Annotated in this window: 16 protein-coding genes; 12 read left to right on the plus strand and 4 right to left on the minus strand. The window is 70.5% G+C overall.

The features are described 5' to 3' along the window. Positions 1 to 8: 8 nt before the first annotated feature. The 5 genes from AC1HIL_RS40915 to AC1HIL_RS40935 are packed head-to-tail and all read left to right on the plus strand — an operon-like array spanning position 9 to position 5,507. Positions 9 to 1,385, plus strand: coding sequence for an LLM class flavin-dependent oxidoreductase (locus AC1HIL_RS40915; RefSeq protein WP_479669292.1), 1,377 nt, complete (start codon positions 9 to 11; stop codon positions 1,383 to 1,385). Next, positions 1,382 to 2,755, plus strand: coding sequence for an acyclic terpene utilization AtuA family protein (locus AC1HIL_RS40920; RefSeq protein WP_479669291.1), 1,374 nt, complete (start codon positions 1,382 to 1,384; stop codon positions 2,753 to 2,755). Before AC1HIL_RS40915 ends, AC1HIL_RS40920 begins: the two co-directional genes overlap by 4 nt. After that, positions 2,752 to 3,072, plus strand: a complete 321-nt coding sequence (locus tag AC1HIL_RS40925; protein ID WP_479669290.1) for a DUF4387 domain-containing protein — start codon at positions 2,752 to 2,754, stop codon at positions 3,070 to 3,072. The genes AC1HIL_RS40920 and AC1HIL_RS40925 overlap by 4 nt, the downstream gene beginning before the upstream one ends. A 57-nt stretch (positions 3,073 to 3,129) precedes the next feature. Beyond that, entirely contained in the window at positions 3,130 to 4,539 is a 1,410-nt protein-coding gene (locus AC1HIL_RS40930; protein ID WP_479669289.1) for an MmgE/PrpD family protein, read from the plus strand. Further along, complete coding sequence (locus AC1HIL_RS40935; protein ID WP_479669656.1) at positions 4,539 to 5,507, plus strand: Bug family tripartite tricarboxylate transporter substrate binding protein; 969 nt, start codon at positions 4,539 to 4,541, stop codon at positions 5,505 to 5,507. The genes AC1HIL_RS40930 and AC1HIL_RS40935 overlap by 1 nt, the downstream gene beginning before the upstream one ends. 9 nt (positions 5,508 to 5,516) lie before the next feature. Here AC1HIL_RS40935 and AC1HIL_RS40940 read toward each other — a convergent pair whose 3' ends face one another. Then, a complete protein-coding gene (locus tag AC1HIL_RS40940) occupies positions 5,517 to 5,915 on the minus strand; it encodes a Zn-ribbon domain-containing OB-fold protein (protein WP_479669288.1) in 399 nt (132 codons plus the stop codon). Positions 5,916 to 5,917: 2 nt separating this feature from the next. Then, entirely contained in the window at positions 5,918 to 7,087 is a 1,170-nt protein-coding gene (locus AC1HIL_RS40945) for a thiolase domain-containing protein (protein WP_479669287.1), read from the minus strand. Positions 7,088 to 7,277: 190 nt separating this feature from the next. Here AC1HIL_RS40945 and AC1HIL_RS40950 point away from each other — a divergent pair, with 190 nt between their 5' ends. Genes AC1HIL_RS40950 through AC1HIL_RS40980 form a run of 7 tightly spaced genes read left to right on the plus strand, consistent with a single transcriptional unit; the run spans position 7,278 to position 14,700 of the window. After that, on the plus strand, positions 7,278 to 8,942 hold the full coding sequence (locus AC1HIL_RS40950; RefSeq protein WP_261214233.1) for a long-chain-fatty-acid--CoA ligase: 1,665 nt from the start codon (positions 7,278 to 7,280) through the stop codon (positions 8,940 to 8,942). Positions 8,943 to 9,001: 59 nt separating this feature from the next. Beyond that, positions 9,002 to 9,775, plus strand: a complete 774-nt coding sequence (locus AC1HIL_RS40955; protein WP_479669286.1) for an SDR family NAD(P)-dependent oxidoreductase — start codon at positions 9,002 to 9,004, stop codon at positions 9,773 to 9,775. A 14-nt stretch (positions 9,776 to 9,789) separates the two neighbouring features. After that, complete coding sequence (locus tag AC1HIL_RS40960) at positions 9,790 to 10,827, plus strand: DUF7064 domain-containing protein (RefSeq protein WP_479669285.1); 1,038 nt, start codon at positions 9,790 to 9,792, stop codon at positions 10,825 to 10,827. Continuing rightward, positions 10,824 to 11,618, plus strand: a complete 795-nt coding sequence (locus AC1HIL_RS40965; protein WP_479669284.1) for an enoyl-CoA hydratase/isomerase family protein — start codon at positions 10,824 to 10,826, stop codon at positions 11,616 to 11,618. The genes AC1HIL_RS40960 and AC1HIL_RS40965 overlap by 4 nt, the downstream gene beginning before the upstream one ends. Positions 11,619 to 11,664: 46 nt before the next feature. Further along, the gene (locus AC1HIL_RS40970) at positions 11,665 to 12,531 is read left to right on the plus strand and encodes a MaoC/PaaZ C-terminal domain-containing protein (RefSeq protein WP_479669283.1); all 867 of its coding nucleotides are present in this window, start codon (positions 11,665 to 11,667) and stop codon (positions 12,529 to 12,531) included. Next, the gene (locus AC1HIL_RS40975) at positions 12,528 to 13,535 is read left to right on the plus strand and encodes an NADPH:quinone oxidoreductase family protein (protein ID WP_479669282.1); all 1,008 of its coding nucleotides are present in this window, start codon (positions 12,528 to 12,530) and stop codon (positions 13,533 to 13,535) included. The genes AC1HIL_RS40970 and AC1HIL_RS40975 overlap by 4 nt, the downstream gene beginning before the upstream one ends. 28 nt (positions 13,536 to 13,563) lie before the next feature. Next, on the plus strand, positions 13,564 to 14,700 hold the full coding sequence (locus AC1HIL_RS40980) for an acyl-CoA dehydrogenase family protein (RefSeq protein WP_057594645.1): 1,137 nt from the start codon (positions 13,564 to 13,566) through the stop codon (positions 14,698 to 14,700). A 37-nt stretch (positions 14,701 to 14,737) separates the two neighbouring features. Here AC1HIL_RS40980 and AC1HIL_RS40985 read toward each other — a convergent pair whose 3' ends face one another. Next, entirely contained in the window at positions 14,738 to 15,877 is a 1,140-nt protein-coding gene (locus AC1HIL_RS40985) for an acyl-CoA dehydrogenase family protein (protein ID WP_479669281.1), read from the minus strand. Further along, positions 15,874 to 16,242, minus strand: a complete 369-nt coding sequence (locus AC1HIL_RS40990) for a DUF6285 domain-containing protein (protein ID WP_479669280.1) — start codon at positions 16,240 to 16,242, stop codon at positions 15,874 to 15,876. The genes AC1HIL_RS40985 and AC1HIL_RS40990 overlap by 4 nt, the downstream gene beginning before the upstream one ends. Between the last annotated feature and the right edge of the window lie 4 nt (positions 16,243 to 16,246).

A 16,246-nucleotide genomic window follows, 5' to 3' on the forward strand; every position in this document is an offset into this window, starting at 1 on the left:
GAAATCCAGTGAACACCTCGAAGCGCCAGATGGCCCTCGTGGCCTTTCTACAGGCCCAGAACTGCACCAACTACGTCGGCTCGTGGCGGCATCCCTCGAGCATGAGCGACTTCACCACGCCCGAATACTTCCAGCGCATCGCGCGCACGCTCGAGGAAGGGAAGTTCGACATGGCCTTCTTCGACGACCGGCTGGCCATGCCCGACATCTATGGCGACAGCCACCGCGAGACGGTCGCCAACGGCGTGCGCTGCGTGAAGATGGACCCCGCGACCATCCTGATGGCGATGGCCGGCGCGACCAGCCGGCTGGGCCTGGGCGCGACCTACTCGACGACCTACTACGAGCCCTTCCACGTGGCGCGCCTGTTCGCCACGCTCGACCTGATGACCAAGGGGCGGGTGGCCTGGAACGTGGTGACCTCGCTCAACGATTCGGAGGCCGCCAACTTCGGGCGCGACGAGCATCTGGAGCACGACCTGCGCTACGACCGCGCCGACGAGTTCATGGAGGTGGTCATGGGCCACTGGGACAGCTGGGAGGACGACGCGATGGTGCTCGACAAGGCGAGCGGGCGCTTCGCCGATCCCGACAAGGTGCACCGGCTCGACCATCGCGGCACCTTCTTTCGGTCGAAGGGGCCGCTGCCGGTGCCGCGCTCGCAGCAGGGGCACCCGGTCATCCTGCAGGCCGGGCAGAGCGGCCGCGGCATGCGCTTCGCGGGCCGCTGGGCGGAGCTCGTGTTCGCGGCCTATCCCAACTTCGAGGCGGGCAGGAAGCAGTACGCGGCCCTGAAGAATGCCGTGGCCGAGGCCGGCCGCGATCCCGACGAGGTGAAGATCGCGCCGGCGCTGAAGTTCGTCGTCGGCGAGTCGGAGGCGCAGGCGCAGGACCGGCTCGCGACCATCGCCGCCACGGCGCGCCCGATCGACAGCCTCGCGCTGCTGTGCGAGGTGCTCAATGTCGATTTCGCCCGGCGGCCCTACGAGCTCCCCTTCACCGACGAGGAACTGGCCGCCACTTCGTGGCACGGCCTGCGCGACCGCGTGATCGCGGCCAGCGGCAAGAAGAATCCCTCGGTGAAGGACTTCGTCGAGTTCTCGGGGCGCGGCACCGTCAAGGAGGGCCCCAACTTCGTCGGCACGCCGACGCAGATCGCCGACCAGATGGAAGCCTGGTTCGGCGCCGCCTGCGACGGCTTCGTGATCCAGGCCCTCTACACGCCCGGCGGCTACGAGGACTTCGTGCGCATGGTGGTGCCCGAGCTGCAGCGCCGCGGCCTGTTCCGCAAGGAGTACGAAGGCCGGACGCTGCGCCAGCACCTGGGCCTGGAGCGCCCGCAGCCGCGCGCCTGGCGGCGCACCGAACTGCGGGAGGCCGCATGAGCCGCGGCGAGATCCGGATTCTCACCCCCGTGGGCATGCTGGGCTACGGGATTCCCGAGGACGACTTCATGCGCGGCATCGATGCCGGCGCCGATGCGGTCATCGTGGATGCCGGATCGACCGATCCCGGCCCCTACCAGCTCGGGTTGGCGAAGATGATCGTCTCGCCCAGCGCGCTCGAACGCGACCTGCGCACCATCCTCAAGGGGTGCCGCGCGCGCGGCATCCCTCTGCTGATCGGCTCGGCCGGCGGGCCGGGCATCGGACGTCACGTGGACGAGACCATCGTGGTCATCGGCCGCATCGCGCGCGATGGTGGCTACCGCCTGAAGGTCGCCGCGATCTATTCGGACGTGGAGCGCGAGCTCGTGCGCGAGCGCTTCGAGCGCGGACAGCTCGATCCCTGTGCCAGCGCACCGCCCGCCACGCTCGCGGACATCGAGACCTCCGAGCACATCGTGGCCCAGATGGGGGCCGAGCCCATCCTCGCGGTGCTGCGCGCGCATCCCGACGTGGACGTGGTGGTGGCGGGCCGTGCCTACGACCCCGCGCCCTATGCCGCCTTCTGCCAGTTCCATGGCATCGAGGATCCCGGCATCTACTGGCACATGGGCAAGATCATGGAATGCGGCGCGAACTGCGCCGAGCCCAAGGGCAAGGTGATCCTGGCGACGGTGCGCGCCGACAGCTTCGACCTGGAGCCCATGAGCTCGAACGAGCGTTGCACGCCGCTGTCGGTGGCCGCGCACACGCTCTACGAGAAGACGCGGCCCGACCTGCTGTCGGGACCCGGCGGCGTGCTCGACCTGGGCGGCGCGCGCTACCTGCCGCTGGACGAACGCCGGGTGCGCGTGAGCGGCAGCGTGTTCAGGCCCACCCCGGCCTATCTCGTGAAGCTGGAGGGCGCCGCGATCGCCGGGCACCGCACGATCTTCGTCGGCGGCATCCGCGATCCGATCCTCGTGGGCCAGATCGACGGCTTTCTGGCGACCCTGAAGAAGCGGCTGCATGGCGTGTTCCCGGAACTGGCGTCGGGCCAGGCGCAGATCCACTTCCATGTCTACGGCAAGAACGGCGTCATGGGCGCGCTCGAACCCTGCAAGGATTTCGTGCCGCTGGAGGTCGGCATCCTGGGCGAGGCCACGGCCGCCACGCAGGAACTGGCCAACGCGATCTGCAGCCACGCACGCATCGGCGTGCTGCACATGCCCTACCCGGGGCAGATGGCGACCGCGGGCAATTTCGCGATCCCGCTGAACCCGCCCGAGAATCCGATCGGGCCCGTGTGCCGCTTCTCGCTCTATCACCTGATGCCGGTCGAGACGCCGCTGGCGCTGTTTCCGTCGCGCATCGAGGAGGTGGGCGCATGACCGCATTGAAGGACCTGGCCCAGGTCATCCGCAGCAAGAACTCGGGGCCCTTCGAGATCACCTTCGACGTGATGTTCGCGAGCGCGGAGCGCTACCGGCAGGTGGAGCGCAGCCGGGTGCTGACGCGCGAGCTGGTCGCCCGGATCTACGGCGTGACCGACGAGGACATCGTCGCCTTCCAGTTCTTCGAACCCGCGCTGGCGTTCAAGTTCACGCTGCGGCGCGGCTGGGCCCAGGGCAGCATCGACGAACGCGACACCTTCGGCGCGCAGCAGCACGCGCCGCTGATGGACATCGACATTCCGCAGGCGACCTGACCGCAGGCGACCTGACCGCAGGCGAGATTCAAGACCTTTTTCCGGAGACGCAACCACATGACCGCAACGACCCCGCATTCCCCCGCCCAGGCGGCGCCCACCGAGAGCGAGAAGATCGCCGAATTCGCCCTGGCCCTGCGGCTCGAGGACGTGCCCGCCGACGTGCTGGCGCTTGCCAAGGAGCATCTGCTGGACGTGATCGGCATCGCGCTGGCCTCCTCCAGGTTCGACATCGGCGCGTCGGTGCTCGAGGCCGCGAGGGAACTCGGGCAGGGCACGGACGCCACCGCGATCGGCAGCGGCGCGCGGCTGCCCGCGGCATCCGCCGCGCTCGTCAACGGCGTGCTGGCCCATGCGCTCGATTTCGACGACACCCACATCGGCGCGATCTACCACGCCAGCGCCCAGGCGATGGCGGCCACGATGGCCGCGGGGCAGGCCCACCGCGCCTCGGGTGCCGAGGTGCTGGCGGCGTTCGTCGCGGCGCTGGAGATCGGCTGCCGGCTGGCCACCGTGGGCGCGCCCGACTTCCACAACCGCGGCTTTCATCCGACGGCCCTGTGCGGCACCTTCGCCGCGGCGGCGGGTGCCGGCCGGCTCGGCAAGGCGACCCCGCAGGCGCTGGCCTGGTCGCTGGGGCTGTGCGGCAGCATGGCCTCGGGCATCCTCATCGGCGGCAACTCCTGGCTCAAGCGGCTGCACCCGGGCTGGTCGGCGCACAGCGCGCTGACCGCCGTGGCGCTGGGTCGCGCCGGCTTCCTCGGCCCGAACACCGTCTTCGAGGCCACCAAGGGCGGCTTCTACCAGACCCACATCCAGCGCGTGCCCGCGCCCGAGGCGCTGCCCACGCGGGGACTGGGCGCCGAGTGGCAGGCGCGCGGCATCGCCTTGAAGCCGTACCCCTGCTGCCACTTCATCCATGCCTTCGTCGATGCGGCGCTCGAGCTTCGCGGCCAGTTCGCGCTCGAGGACGTGGAGCGCATCGAATGCCCGCTCACGCCCGACCTGCACAAGATGGTGGCCGAGCCGCGGGAGGCCTGCATCCGCCCGACCATTCCCTACCGGGCGCTGTTCAGCGTGCAGTACGTCGTGGCGTTGGCGCTCATCCGCGGCCGCGTGGACCTCGCGGCCTTCCACGACGAGCCGCTCGATGCGCCCGAGGTGCTGGCCGTCGCGGCCCGGACCTTCTGCGTGCCCGATCCGGCCAGCGACTTCCCGCGGCGTTTCCCCGGCGAGGTCGTGGTCCACCTCAAGGACGGGCGCGTCGTGCGCTGCCGCAAGGCGGCCAGCCTGGGCACGCCCGACGTGCCGCTGTCCAGCGAGGCGCTGAAGGCGAAGTTCATGACCAATGCCACGCGCGCGATCTCCGAGGCGGCGGCGCGGGAGCTGATGGAGCGGGTGCTGGACCTCGAGGCGGCCGCGTCGCTCGACCGCATCATGGCGCTGTGCAGCCCGGAGCAAGCGTGATGCGCCGCCGCGGCTTCGTCGCGGCGCTCGGCGCGTCGCCATGGGCCTGCGCCACCCTGGCGCAGGCGAGCTATCCCGAGCGGCCGGTCCAGATCGTCGTGGGCTTCCCGCCGGGCCAGGCCTCGGACATCGGCGCGCGGATCGTGGCGGCCCGGCTCGGCGAGGAGCTCGGTCGCAGCGTCTACGTGGAGAACAAGGCCGGCGCCATGGGCATCATCGGTCACCAGTTCGTGAAGAACGCGGCGCCGGACGGCCACACCGTGCTCTACGGTTCCTCCGGCACGCTGGCGATCAATCCCGCTCTGTACCGCAAGCTGCCGTACGACCCGCTCGGGGACTTCGCGCCGGTCATCCTGCTGAACTCCTCGCCGATGTACCTGGTCGCGTCCAACGAGACGCCGGTGCGCAGCTTCGACGAGATGCTCGCCTACGTGAAGGCGCGGCCGGGCCGGATCTCCTACGGCTCCAGCGGCAACGGCGCGACCCAGCACATCGCGATGGAAATGCTCAAGAAGGAGGCCGGGCTGGACATGCTGCACGTGCCCTACAAGGGCTCGCCGCCGATGGTGACCGACCTGATCGCGGGGCGCGTGCAGTTCGCCTTCGATGTCTCGACCTCGATCCTGCCGCACGCGCAGGCCGGGCGCGTGCGCCTGCTCGGTGTGAGCAGTGCCGAACGGCTGCCCACGCATCCGGAGATTCCGACCATCGCGCAGCAGGGCCTCGCGGGCTTCGAGGCTCTGACCTGGGCCGCGCTGATGGTGCCGGCGAAAACGCCGCGGGAGATCGTCATGCGGCTCAACGCGGCCGCCAACCGCGTGCTGCGGACCAGGGAGGTCGTGGCGCACTATGCGAGTTCCGAATCGCGCCCGCGCGGCGGCACGCCCGAGGCGTTCGCGGCCTTCCTGCGCTCGGAGGTCGCGAAATGGGGCGAAGCGGTCGCCGCCTCGGGCGCACGGGTGGATTGAGCCTGTGCCTCAGGCCGGCGCGAACATCGGCACCGCGAACCCACCCTCCGCCGGCTTGAAACACACCTTCACCCGATCGCCGATGCACAGCGCATCGAGATCGGCATCGACGATGTTGGTGAGCATCGTCACCCCTTCGTCGAGCGTGACGTAGGCGATCGCATAGGGGATCGGGCCGGCGCGTCGCGTCACGCTGACGCTGTAGACCGTGCCGAGGCCGCTGGCGTCTTCCCATGCAGTGTCGCCCAGGCAGTAGGGGCACAGCGCGCGCGGATACCAGTGGACCTTGGCGCAGGCGGTGCAGCGCTTGATGCGCAACACGCCTTCGCGCGCGGCGTTCCAGTAGGCCTCGGTGGCGGCGTCGACGATCGGCGCGCCGAGCGCGCGGTCCTGGTAGGGGGTGCTCATCTTCAGTTCCTTTCGAGGATCAGGGTGGCGCTGCCGTGGCGCGAGCCGAGCAGGCCGCCCGTGCCCTGCGCGAGCGCGAGACCGCAGCCGGGGACCTGCACCTTCGGATGCGCCTCGCCGCGCAACTGGCGCACCGCCTCGATGACCTTGGTGATGCCGCCGCGGTTGGCGGGATGGTTGTTGCACAGGCCGCCGCCGTCGGTGTTGAACGGCAGCTTGCCGACGCCCGAGATCAGGTTGCCGTCGGCCACGAAGCGGCCGCCTTCGCCCTTGCGGCAGAAGCCCAGGTCCTCGAGCTGCATCAGCACGGTGATGGTGAAGCTGTCGTAGATCGACGCGTACTGGATGTCGGCGGGCGTCACGCCGGCCTCGGCGAACGCGATCGGGCCCGAGACGGCGGCGCCCGACCAGGTGAGGTCGAGCTGGCCGTTGGCCTGGCCCTTCACGGTCTCGCCGGCGCCGAGCACGCTGACCACGGGCCGCGCGAGCGAGCGCGCGATCTCGGGGCGCACCACCAAGAGCGCGCCGCCGCCGTCGCTGACGACGCAGCAGTCGAGCTTGTGCAGCGGGTCGGAGATCATCGGCGAGGCCAGCACGTCCTGCACCGTCACGGGATCGCGCAGCATCGCGTTCGGGTTGTGCTGCGCATGCGCGGCGGCGGCCACCTTGATCCAGGCGAGCTGCTCGCTGGTGGTGCCGAACTCGTGCATGTGGCGCGCCGCGGCCAGCGCATACATGTTGACCGTGACCGGCGCATAGGGCATTTCCCAGGCCACGTCGGGCGTGGCCGCGGTCACGTTGCGCGGACCGGTGCCCACGCCGCTGGCCTCGGTGCGCGGGCGTCCCGCGAGCGTGATCAGCGCCACGTTGCACTTGCCCGCGGCGATGGCCTGCGCGGCATGCGAGACCTGCACCAGGTAGGCCGAGCCGCCGGTGTCGGTGCTGTCGACGTGGCGCACCTTGAGGCCGAGGTAGTCGACCATGCTCAGCGGGCCCAGGCCCGGCGCGTCGCCCGCGCAGAAATAGCCGTCGACGTCCTGCAGCGACAGGCCGGCGTCGGCCAGCGCGCCGCGCGCGCATTCCGCATGCAGCTGGGGCACGGTCTTGTCGGGCGCCTTGCGCGTGGGGTGTTCGAAAGCGCCCGCGATGCAGGCCTGCCGCTTGATGCTCATTCCAATGGCTCCGTGTGATCGCCCGTTGCGGGCTCGAGGTGCGTCGCGCCGGCCGGATCGTTGCCGCCCGCCTTGACGCTGTGTCGCGAGGCTGATTATCATTGGTTCAACCAAAATAAATCAACAGGCAAATCGGCGGCGCTGTCTCTCGCGCGATGCCGCGGCCCGGCGAAGACCAAGGACGACAGCCATGACCCCGCACGATTCGAAGCACTGGCCGCGCACCCTGCCGCGCGACATCGACGTTCCGCCCACCAACCTGTGCGCGAACCTGCTGGTGTCGGCCATGCGTTCCCCGCAGCGCGCGGTGGTGGTCGACGATTTCGGCAGCCTGTCTTACGCGGCGCTGGTCGAGCAGGTGGAGCGCATCGCGGCCTTCCTGCAGCATGACCTGGCCGTGCGCCTGGGCGACCGGGTGCTGCTGTACCTGCCCAACGGCCGCGGCTGGATCGCGGCCTATTTCGCGATCCTGCGCATCAACGCGGTCGTGGTGCCCGTCAACCCGATGAACAAGCGCGACGAGCTGCCGCACTACCTCGAGGACAGCGAGGCGGTGGTGGCCTTCTGCGGTGCCGACAACGTGGCGGAGCTGCTGGCCGTGCCGGGCGCGCACCGGCTGCGCCGCGTGGTGATCGTCGGCAGCCCGGCGCCGGTGGAGGAGCCGCTGGAAGCCGCCGAAGCCTGCGACGCGGCAACCGGCGCGTCGCGCACCATCGGCCTGCGCCGCGTGCTGGCGGCCACCGGCGCCCCCGTGGCCCCGCTCGAGCACCTGCCCGACGCGCTCGCTCTGATCCTCTACAGCTCGGGCTCCACCGGCGTGCCCAAGGGCTGCATGCACACGCACCGCACGCTCAATGCCAGCACGGTCGCGGTCGCGCACTGGATGGGCATGGTCCCGCACTCGGTGCAACTGGTGGCGCTGCCGTACTTCCACATCACCGGCATGCAGAACCTGCTGAACGCGCCGATCTACGGCGGCGGCACGCTGGTGCTGATGAAGCGCTGGGACCGCGACCAGGCCGCGGCGCTGATCGCGCGCCACCGGGTCAGCCACTGGACGGCGATGCCGACCATGGTGATCGACTTCCTCGCGAGTCCGCGGCTGGCCGAGTACGACCTGAGCTCGGTGCGCCGCATCGGCGGCGGCGGCGCGGGCATGCCCGAGGCCGTGTGCGAGCGCCTGAAGCAACTGACCGGGCTCGATTTCCTCGAGGGCTACGGGCTGTCGGAAACGGCGCATGTCTCGGGCAACCCCGCGCATGCGTTCAAGCGCCAGTGCCTGGGCATGCCGCTGTTCGGCACCGACCTGCGCATCGTCGATCCCGAGACCCTGCGCGAGCTGCCGCCCGGCGAGGTGGGCGAGATCGTGATGTCGGGGCCGCAGGTGTTCGCGGGCTACTGGCGCAACGAGCAGGCCACGCGCGCGGCGCTGCTGGAGATCGATGGGCGGCGCTTCGTGCGCAGCGGCGACCTCGGGCGGCGCGACGAGGACGGCTACTTCTTCATCGTCGACCGGCTCAAGCGCATGGTCAATGCCTCGGGCTACAAGGTCTGGCCGGCCGAGGTCGAGGCGATGCTGCACGAGCATCCGGCCATCGCCGAGGCCTGCGTGATCGCGGCGCACGATCCCTATCGCGGCGAGACCGTGAAGGCCGTGGTGGTGCTGCGCGAGGCGCATGCGGGCCAGGTGCGCGAGGCCGACGTCATCGAATGGGCGAAGCAGAAGATGGCCGCCTACAAGTACCCGCGGCTGGTCGAGTTCGTGCGCGAACTGCCCAAGTCGCCGACCGGAAAGATCGCCTGGCGCCAGCTGCAGGACGCCGAGCGCGCGAAGGCCTCGATGGCGTCCGCCTGAGCGAAGCGCACCGCCTCGTACACCCAGTTCAATCCCCATCCATCATCCAACGGAGACCTATGCAGAACCTCGTCAATCTCGAAGGCCGCACCATCGTCGTGACCGGCGCCGGACAGGGCATCGGCAAGGCGATCGCGACGCTCGCCGTGGAGCTCGGCGGCAACGTCGTCGCGCTCGACCTCAACCCCGACACGCTGGGCACGGCGATGTCCGCGCTGCCCGCGAACCGCGTGCAGCAGGTGGTCGGCAGCGTGACCGACGCGGAGCTCGCCGCGCGCGCCGTCGCCGAGGCCGTGGAGCGCTTCGGCGACGTGCACGGCCTGGTGAACAACGCCGGCATCACGCGCCCGGCCATGATCGAGAAGATGACGCCGCAGCAGTGGCAGGAGGTGATCGACGTGCACCTCACCGGCACCTTCTACTGGCTGCAGGCCGTGGGCCGCCACATGGTGGCGCGCGCGAAGGCGGGCGACAGCAGCGGCGGCGCCATCGTCAACATCTCCTCCGACGCCGGCCGCAAGGGCTCGATCGGCCAGGTGAACTACGCGGCCGCCAAGGCCGGCATGCTGGGCGTCACGATGACGGCGGCGCGCGAATGGGGCCGCTACAACATCCGCACCAACTCGATCTGCTTCGGCGTGGTCGAGACCCCGATGACCGAGGTGGTGCGCGGCGAGAAATTCCGCGACGGCATGCTCGCGCAGATCCCGCTGGGCCGCTGGTCCACGCCCGAGGAGGTGGTGAAGACGGTGTGCTTCCTGATGTCGGACGCGGCCTCCTACATCACCGGCCAGCACCTGGGGGTCAACGGCGGCTTCCACATCAGCCTCTGAGCACGGGGCGAACCATGTACATGCCGCCCCACAGCAAGCTGCGGCTCGATCCGCGGGACGAGTACAACCACGTGCCCGAGGCCGTGTCCAACTACAACGAGAGCGCCTACTTCAACGCTTTCGACAGCGCGCGCGGCATCGGTGCCTGGATGCGCCTGGGCAACCGGTCGCACGAGGGGCATGCGGAGCTCAGCTGCTGCGTCTACCTGCCCGACGGGCGCGTGGGCTTCATGCACCAGCGCCCGAAGATCGAGCACAACGAGGCACTGGACGCGGGCGGCATGCGCTTCGAGGTGGTCGAGCCCTTCAGGCACCTGCGCGTGCGCTACGAGGGCGAACTGCTGCTGATGGACGACCCGCATGCGATGGCCGACCCGAGCAGCGCCTTCAAGCGCTATCCGAAGCGGCCCGCCTCGATCGCGCTCGACTTCCGCGGCGTCTCGCCGATGCACGGCGGCGAGATCGTCGCGCTCGACGGCAGCCCGATCGTGCTGGACCCCGAGCATGCGGTGTACCGCGGCCACATCGAGCAGAACATGGCGGTGACCGGCCACATCGCGGTGGACGGCCTGCGCTTCGACATCGCCGGGCACGGCTACCGCGACAAGTCCTGGGGCCCGCGCCACTGGCACAGCTTCTATTGGTACAAGTGGTTGCCCGTGACCTTCGGCGACGACTTCGGCGTGCTGCTGTCGATCAAGGGCCGCAAGGGGCAGCCGAACCACGTGAGCGGCAACGTGCTGCGCGACGGCCGCTACGAACCGGTGGTCGACGGGCGCATCGAGACCGACTACGACGCGCAGCACTATCCGCGCGCCTTCACCGCGCAGGTCCGCACGGCCGAACGCAGCTACACGCTGACCGGCAAGGTCGGCGCGCTGGTACCGCTGCGGCATCGCCGCGTGGCCGGCGGCGCCGGCGACTACACGCGCATCACCGAGGGCATCACCGAGTACCGCTGCGAAGGGCGTACGGCGCTGAGCATGTCGGAGTACTGCGACCTGATGGTGGACGGCGTGCCGATCTCGGTGCGTGAGGAGGCAGCGCGATGAAGACCCTCGACTACCGGCTCGACGATGGCGTGGCGACGCTCACGCTCAATCGCCCCGAGGCGAAGAACGCACTCGATCCGACGATGGCCGATGAGCTCGGCGAATGCCTCGCCGCGATCCGCGCCGACGAGTCGGTGCGGGTGCTGGTGCTCGCCGGCGCCGGCGGCGCGTTCTGCGCGGGCGGCGACGTCAAGGCCATGGGGCAGGGCGGACCGCGAACGCCCGAGCAGCGGCGCGCCGGCATGGCGCGCTACACGCGCATCTGCACCGAACTCATGGCGCTGGACCGCCCCGTGATCGCCGCGGTCGACGGCGTGGCCTACGGCGCGGGTTTCAGCCTGGCGCTGATGTGCGACATCGTGCTGCTCTCGGAACGCGCGCGCCTGTGCATGGTGTTCCAGCGCATCGGCCTGGTGCCCGACATGGGTGCCTTCTATACGCTGCCGCGCGTGGTGGGGCTGCAGCGTGCGAAGGAGCTGATCTTCTCGGCGCGCGAGATCGACGCCGCCGAGGCGCTGCGCCTGGGCCTGGCGATGGAGGTCCTGCCCGCCGAGGCGCTGGCGGCGCGCGCGCAGGCGATTGCGCGCAGCTTCGCGGGCGCCTCGCCGGTGGCGATGAGCATCGCCAAGCGCGCCCTGCAGGCCTCGCTCGGGAGCGACCTCCAGACGCTGCTCGAGATCGAGTCGTCCGGCCAGGCGCTGGCTTCGAACAGCGACTACGCGAAGGAGGCGGTGCGGCGCTTCGCGGCACGCGAGCCCGCGCAGTTCCGCTGGCCGCCCGCCGCCGCGTGAAGCGCGGCGACCTCGACAGATTTACGACACGACAAGGCAAGCGACGATGCTCGACTATCAGAAGGCCCGCGACTGGCAATCCGGCGAGGTGCGCCACGACTACGCACCGAGGGACACCATGCTCTATGCGCTAGGCCTCGGCCTGGGCGCCGATCCGCTCGATGAGCGGCAACTGCGCTTCGTCTACGAGAAGGAGCTCGCGGCGCTGCCGACCATGGCGGCAGTGCTGGCTTCGCCGGGTTTCTGGATGCGCGAGCGGCGGGAGATCGGCATCGACTTCATGAAGCTGGTGCACGGCGAACAGGCGCTGCGCCTCCATGCGCCGCTGCCGCCGTCGGGCACGGTGCTCGGGCGCACGCGCGTCACGCGCGTGGTCGACAAGGGCGAGGGCAAGGGCGCGGTGCTGCATGTGGAGAAGGAACTGGCCGATGCCGAGGGCCGGGCGCTCGCCACCGTCGAAAGCGTGTACTTCCTGCGCGGCGACGGCGGCTTCTCCCAGGCCGGCGGGCGCAGCGACGAAGCCGCCGCGCCGGCGCCGGCCACGCCCGAGGGCGCGCCCGAGCATGTGCTGGACCTGCCCACGCGGCCCGACCAGGCGCTGCTCTACCGGCTCTCGGGCGACCTCAACCCGCTGCATGCCGAGCCGGCCTTCGCGGCCAGGGTGGGCTTCGCGAAACCGATCCTGCACGGCCTCGCGACCTGGGGCATCGCGGGCCGGGGCCTGCTCGAGGCGCATGCCGGCCTCGATCCGGCGCGGCTGGTGGCGATGCGCGCGCGCCTGTCGGCGCCGGTCTATCCGGGCGAGACGATCCGCCTCGAGAGCTGGCGCAACGGCAACGAGGTGGCGTTTCGCGCGCGCGTGCTCGAGCGCGACGTGCTGGTGCTGACGCACGGCCGCGCCGAGCTGCGATGAAGGCCTGGCGCGTCGAGGCGATCGGCGATCCGGCCGGCCTGCGCCTCGCCGACGTGCCCCTGCCCGAGCCGGCCGCCGACGAGTACCTCGTGAAGGTCGAGGCGGCGGGCCTCAACTTCCTCGACACCCTGCTGGTCGAGGGCCGCTACCAGGTGCGGCCCGCGCTGCCGTTCACGCCCGGCATGGAGGTGGTGGGCACCGTGGTCGGCGAGCCCGAGGCGGGACTGCGCGTGGCGGCCGCGACGCCATCGGGACGCTTCGGCGGCTTCGCGGAATACGCGCTGGTGCCGCGCGCGGAGGCGGTGGTGCTCGAGTCCGACGTGCCGCCCGGCGTGGCGCTCGCATTGCGCGGCAACTATCCGACCGCGCTGTATGCGCTGCGCCATGCGGGCCGGCTGGCCGCCGACGAAACCCTGCTGGTGCACGCGGGCGCGGGCGGCGTGGGCAGCGCGGCCGTGCAGTTGGGCAAGGCCATGGGCGCGCGCGTGATCGCCACGGCGGGCAGCGACTCCAAGCGCGAGCTCTGCCGCGCGCTGGGCGCGGATGCGGTGGTCGACTACGGCGATGCCGGCTGGGTCGATGCAGTGCGCGCGCTCGCGCCGCGCGGCGTGGACCTCGTCTTCGATCCGGTGGGCGGCGAGGTCGGCGTGCAAAGCGCGCGCTGCCTCGGCTTCGGCGCGCGCCTGCTGGTGGTCGGCTTCGCGGGCGGCACGCTCACGCAACTGCCGGCCAATCGCCTGCTGCTCGCCAATGCCTCGGCCATCGGCGTGCTGTGGGGTGAGGTGCGCAAGCGCGAGCCGGCCCTGGCGAGCCGGCTGGCGCAGGAGATCCGCGACTGGTGGCGCGAAGGGCGGCTGCGTCCGCTCGAGGCCACGGCCTTCGACTTCGCGCGGCTGCCCGAGGCGCTGGCCGCCCTGGCGCAGCGGCGCACCTGCGGCAAGGCGATCCTCACGATGTCCCCGATGTCGCCGACGGAACGTGCAGGATCGAATTCGCTTGCGTAGAATCAATGGTTCTACCAAAGGAGACATGATGGACTTCAACCTGCCCGCCGACGCCGAGGAGATGCGCGTCGCCACGCGAGACGCCGTCGACGCGCTGCTCAAGCTCGAACCGCGCTACCACGAGACCGGGGAAGTGCCCGAGCAGGTCGAGAGCACCCTGCGCGAGATGGGCTTCTACGGCATGGCGATCCCCGAGGCCTACGGCGGCATGCCGGTGGACCACCTCACGAGCGTGGCGGTGCAACTGGAGCTCGCGCGGCTGCCGCCGCAGTTCTGGCCCTTCGTGCGCTCGGCCATCGGGCCCGGCGTGCACATCATCGTGGACCACGGCAGCGAGGCCCTCAGGAAGAAGTGGCTGCCCGAGATCGCCTCGGGCCGCTCGCGCAACTGCATCGCGATCACCGAGCCGCACGCGGGCTCCGACGCGGCGCGGATGCTGACCTCCGCCAAACGCGAGGGCGACCACTACGTGCTCAATGGCACGAAGACCTTCATCTCGAACGCCAACCACGCGCACTCGATCACCGTGCTGGCCTCGACCGACCGCGCGGCCGGCAAGCACGGCATTTCGGCCTTCCTGCTCGACACCACCACGCCGGGCTTCGAGGTGGCGCGCACCATGCCGACCATGGGCTGGATGGACGACAGCCTTTGCGAGATCACCTTCACCGATTGCCGCATCCCGGTGGAGAACCTGCTGGGCGAGGAGGGCCGCGGCCTCTCGTACGCGATGTCGGGGCTCAACGAGGGCCGTCTCAACGTGGGCTGCCAGGCACTCGGCCCGGCGCAGATCGCGCTCGACGAGACCATCGAGCACGCCCGCACGCGCGTCACCTTCGGGCAGGCGCTGGCCGAGCATCAGGCGATCCAGCACATGATCGCCGACATGGCGATGGACCTGCATGCCGCGCGCATGGTGCTGTTCGAGGCCGTGTGGCGCGCCACGCGCGGCGAGGACGCGCGCATGAAGGCCTCGATGGTGAAGGTGATCTGCACCGAGGCGGCCTGCCGCATCGCCGACAAGGCGCTGCAGATCTTCGGCGGTTCGGGCTACTGCCGCGGCACCATCGTCGAGCGCGTGTACCGCGACCTGCGCGTGCTGCGCATCTACGAGGGCGCCTCGGAGATCCACCGCAACATGATCGCGCGGCAGTTGCTGGCCTGAGGCGAGGCCGGGGCGGGCGCGACGCCCGCACCCGGCTTCACCGCATGAGTTCGCGCGCGATCACCACGCGCTGGATCTGGTTGGTGCCCTCGAAGATCTGGTTGAGCTTGGCGTCGCGCATCATTTTCTCGACCGGGTAGTCCTTCACGTAGCCGTAGCCGCCGAAGACCTGCACCGCGTCGGTCGTGACCTTCATCGCGACGTCGCTCGCGAAGCACTTGGCCATGCTCGCGAACTTGGGCAGCGCGGCCCAGTCGCCGGTGTCGGCCAGGCGCGCGGTCTCGTAGACCAGGCAGCGCGCGGCCTCGATCTGCATCGCCATGTCGGCCAGCATGAACTGGATGCCCTGGAACTCGATGATGGCGCGCTTGAACTGGCGCCGCTGCTTGGCGTAGGCCAGCGCCGCGTCGAGCGCGCCCTGCGCCAGCCCGACCGAGGCCGCGGCGATGGCGGGGCGGTTGAGGTCGAGCGCGCGCATCGCCGAGCGGAAGCCCTTGCCTTCCTCGCCGAGGCGGTTCTCGGCCGGCACGCGCACGTTGTCGAGGTAGATCGGCACGTTGATCGTGCCCTTCATGCCCATCTTGCGCTCGTTGCGCCCGAAGCTCAGGCCCTTGCTGTTCTTCGCGTCGACGATGAAGGGGCTGATGTCGTCGGCGCCGCCGCCTTCGCCGGTCTTGGCGAAGACCAGGATGTAGTCGGCGCGGCTGCCGAAGGTGCACCACTGCTTCTGGCCGTTGAGCAGGTAGCTGTCGCCGTCGGCCACCGCGCGCGTGCGCATGCCGCCCACGTCGCTGCCGCAGTCGGGTTCCGACAGCGCGATCGCCGTCACCGTGCGGCCCTCGGCCAGGAGCGGCAGGAAGCGCCGCTTCTGTTCCTCGGTGCCGAAGTGCATCAGCGGCAACGCGAACATGGTGTTCATGCCGGCCATCAGCGCGCACGACTCCGACACGCGCGAGATCTCCTCGCGCGCGATGCACACCATCGTGAGGTTGGCGCCGGGGCCGCCGTAGGCCTCGGGCACCCACAGCTGCAGCAGTCCCATGTCGCCGTAGACCGGGATCAGCTCCTCGGGAAAGCGGTCGTTCTCGTCGATCTCGGCGGCGATGGGCGCGACATGGCGCTCGACCATGCGGCGCACGCTGTCGCGAAAGGCGATCTGTTCTTCGGTGAAGTTCATGGCGGGGTTTCCTTGGTGATCCAGCGGGGGTTGTTGATGGCCAGCGCCTCGGCCAGCGCGGCGCGCAGGTGCGCCGCGATGCCGGGCGCGTCGGGGTCGAGCCGGCCCTCGCGCAGTGCATCGGCCAGCGCGAGGGACGGGGAGGTGGGCGTGGGGGCGTCCTGCAGCAGCGCGAGCAGACGCTCGCGCGCCGCCGCGTCGTGCGCGGCGCCGAGCCGCAGTTCGCGCTCGACGATGCGCAGCACGTTGATCGCGATGCGGGTCTGGAAGCGGTGGTAGCCCTCGAGCGAGGGCATCAGCTCGTCCTCGAGATAGCGCGCGGTCGCCGCGAGCAGGGTGGGGGCGGGCGGGACGCTGTCGGACATGGCC

The organism is Variovorax sp. ISS6 (assembly GCF_056523145.1).

Coding starts and splice junctions, on each gene's coding strand:
- AC1HIL_RS40920 (WP_479669291.1), top strand. CDS start 1,382: ATGAGCCGCGGCGAGATCCGGATTCTCACCCCCGTGGGCATGCTGGGC.
- AC1HIL_RS40925 (WP_479669290.1), top strand. CDS start 2,752: ATGACCGCATTGAAGGACCTGGCCCAGGTCATCCGCAGCAAGAACTCG.
- AC1HIL_RS40930 (WP_479669289.1), top strand. CDS start 3,130: ATGACCGCAACGACCCCGCATTCCCCCGCCCAGGCGGCGCCCACCGAG.
- AC1HIL_RS40935 (WP_479669656.1), top strand. CDS start 4,539: ATGCGCCGCCGCGGCTTCGTCGCGGCGCTCGGCGCGTCGCCATGGGCC.
- AC1HIL_RS40940 (WP_479669288.1), bottom strand. CDS start 5,915: ATGAGCACCCCCTACCAGGACCGCGCGCTCGGCGCGCCGATCGTCGAC.
- AC1HIL_RS40945 (WP_479669287.1), bottom strand. CDS start 7,087: ATGAGCATCAAGCGGCAGGCCTGCATCGCGGGCGCTTTCGAACACCCC.
- AC1HIL_RS40950 (WP_261214233.1), top strand. CDS start 7,278: ATGACCCCGCACGATTCGAAGCACTGGCCGCGCACCCTGCCGCGCGAC.
- AC1HIL_RS40955 (WP_479669286.1), top strand. CDS start 9,002: ATGCAGAACCTCGTCAATCTCGAAGGCCGCACCATCGTCGTGACCGGC.
- AC1HIL_RS40960 (WP_479669285.1), top strand. CDS start 9,790: ATGTACATGCCGCCCCACAGCAAGCTGCGGCTCGATCCGCGGGACGAG.
- AC1HIL_RS40965 (WP_479669284.1), top strand. CDS start 10,824: ATGAAGACCCTCGACTACCGGCTCGACGATGGCGTGGCGACGCTCACG.
- AC1HIL_RS40970 (WP_479669283.1), top strand. CDS start 11,665: ATGCTCGACTATCAGAAGGCCCGCGACTGGCAATCCGGCGAGGTGCGC.
- AC1HIL_RS40975 (WP_479669282.1), top strand. CDS start 12,528: ATGAAGGCCTGGCGCGTCGAGGCGATCGGCGATCCGGCCGGCCTGCGC.
- AC1HIL_RS40980 (WP_057594645.1), top strand. CDS start 13,564: ATGGACTTCAACCTGCCCGCCGACGCCGAGGAGATGCGCGTCGCCACG.
- AC1HIL_RS40985 (WP_479669281.1), bottom strand. CDS start 15,877: ATGAACTTCACCGAAGAACAGATCGCCTTTCGCGACAGCGTGCGCCGC.
- AC1HIL_RS40990 (WP_479669280.1), bottom strand. CDS start 16,242: ATGTCCGACAGCGTCCCGCCCGCCCCCACCCTGCTCGCGGCGACCGCG.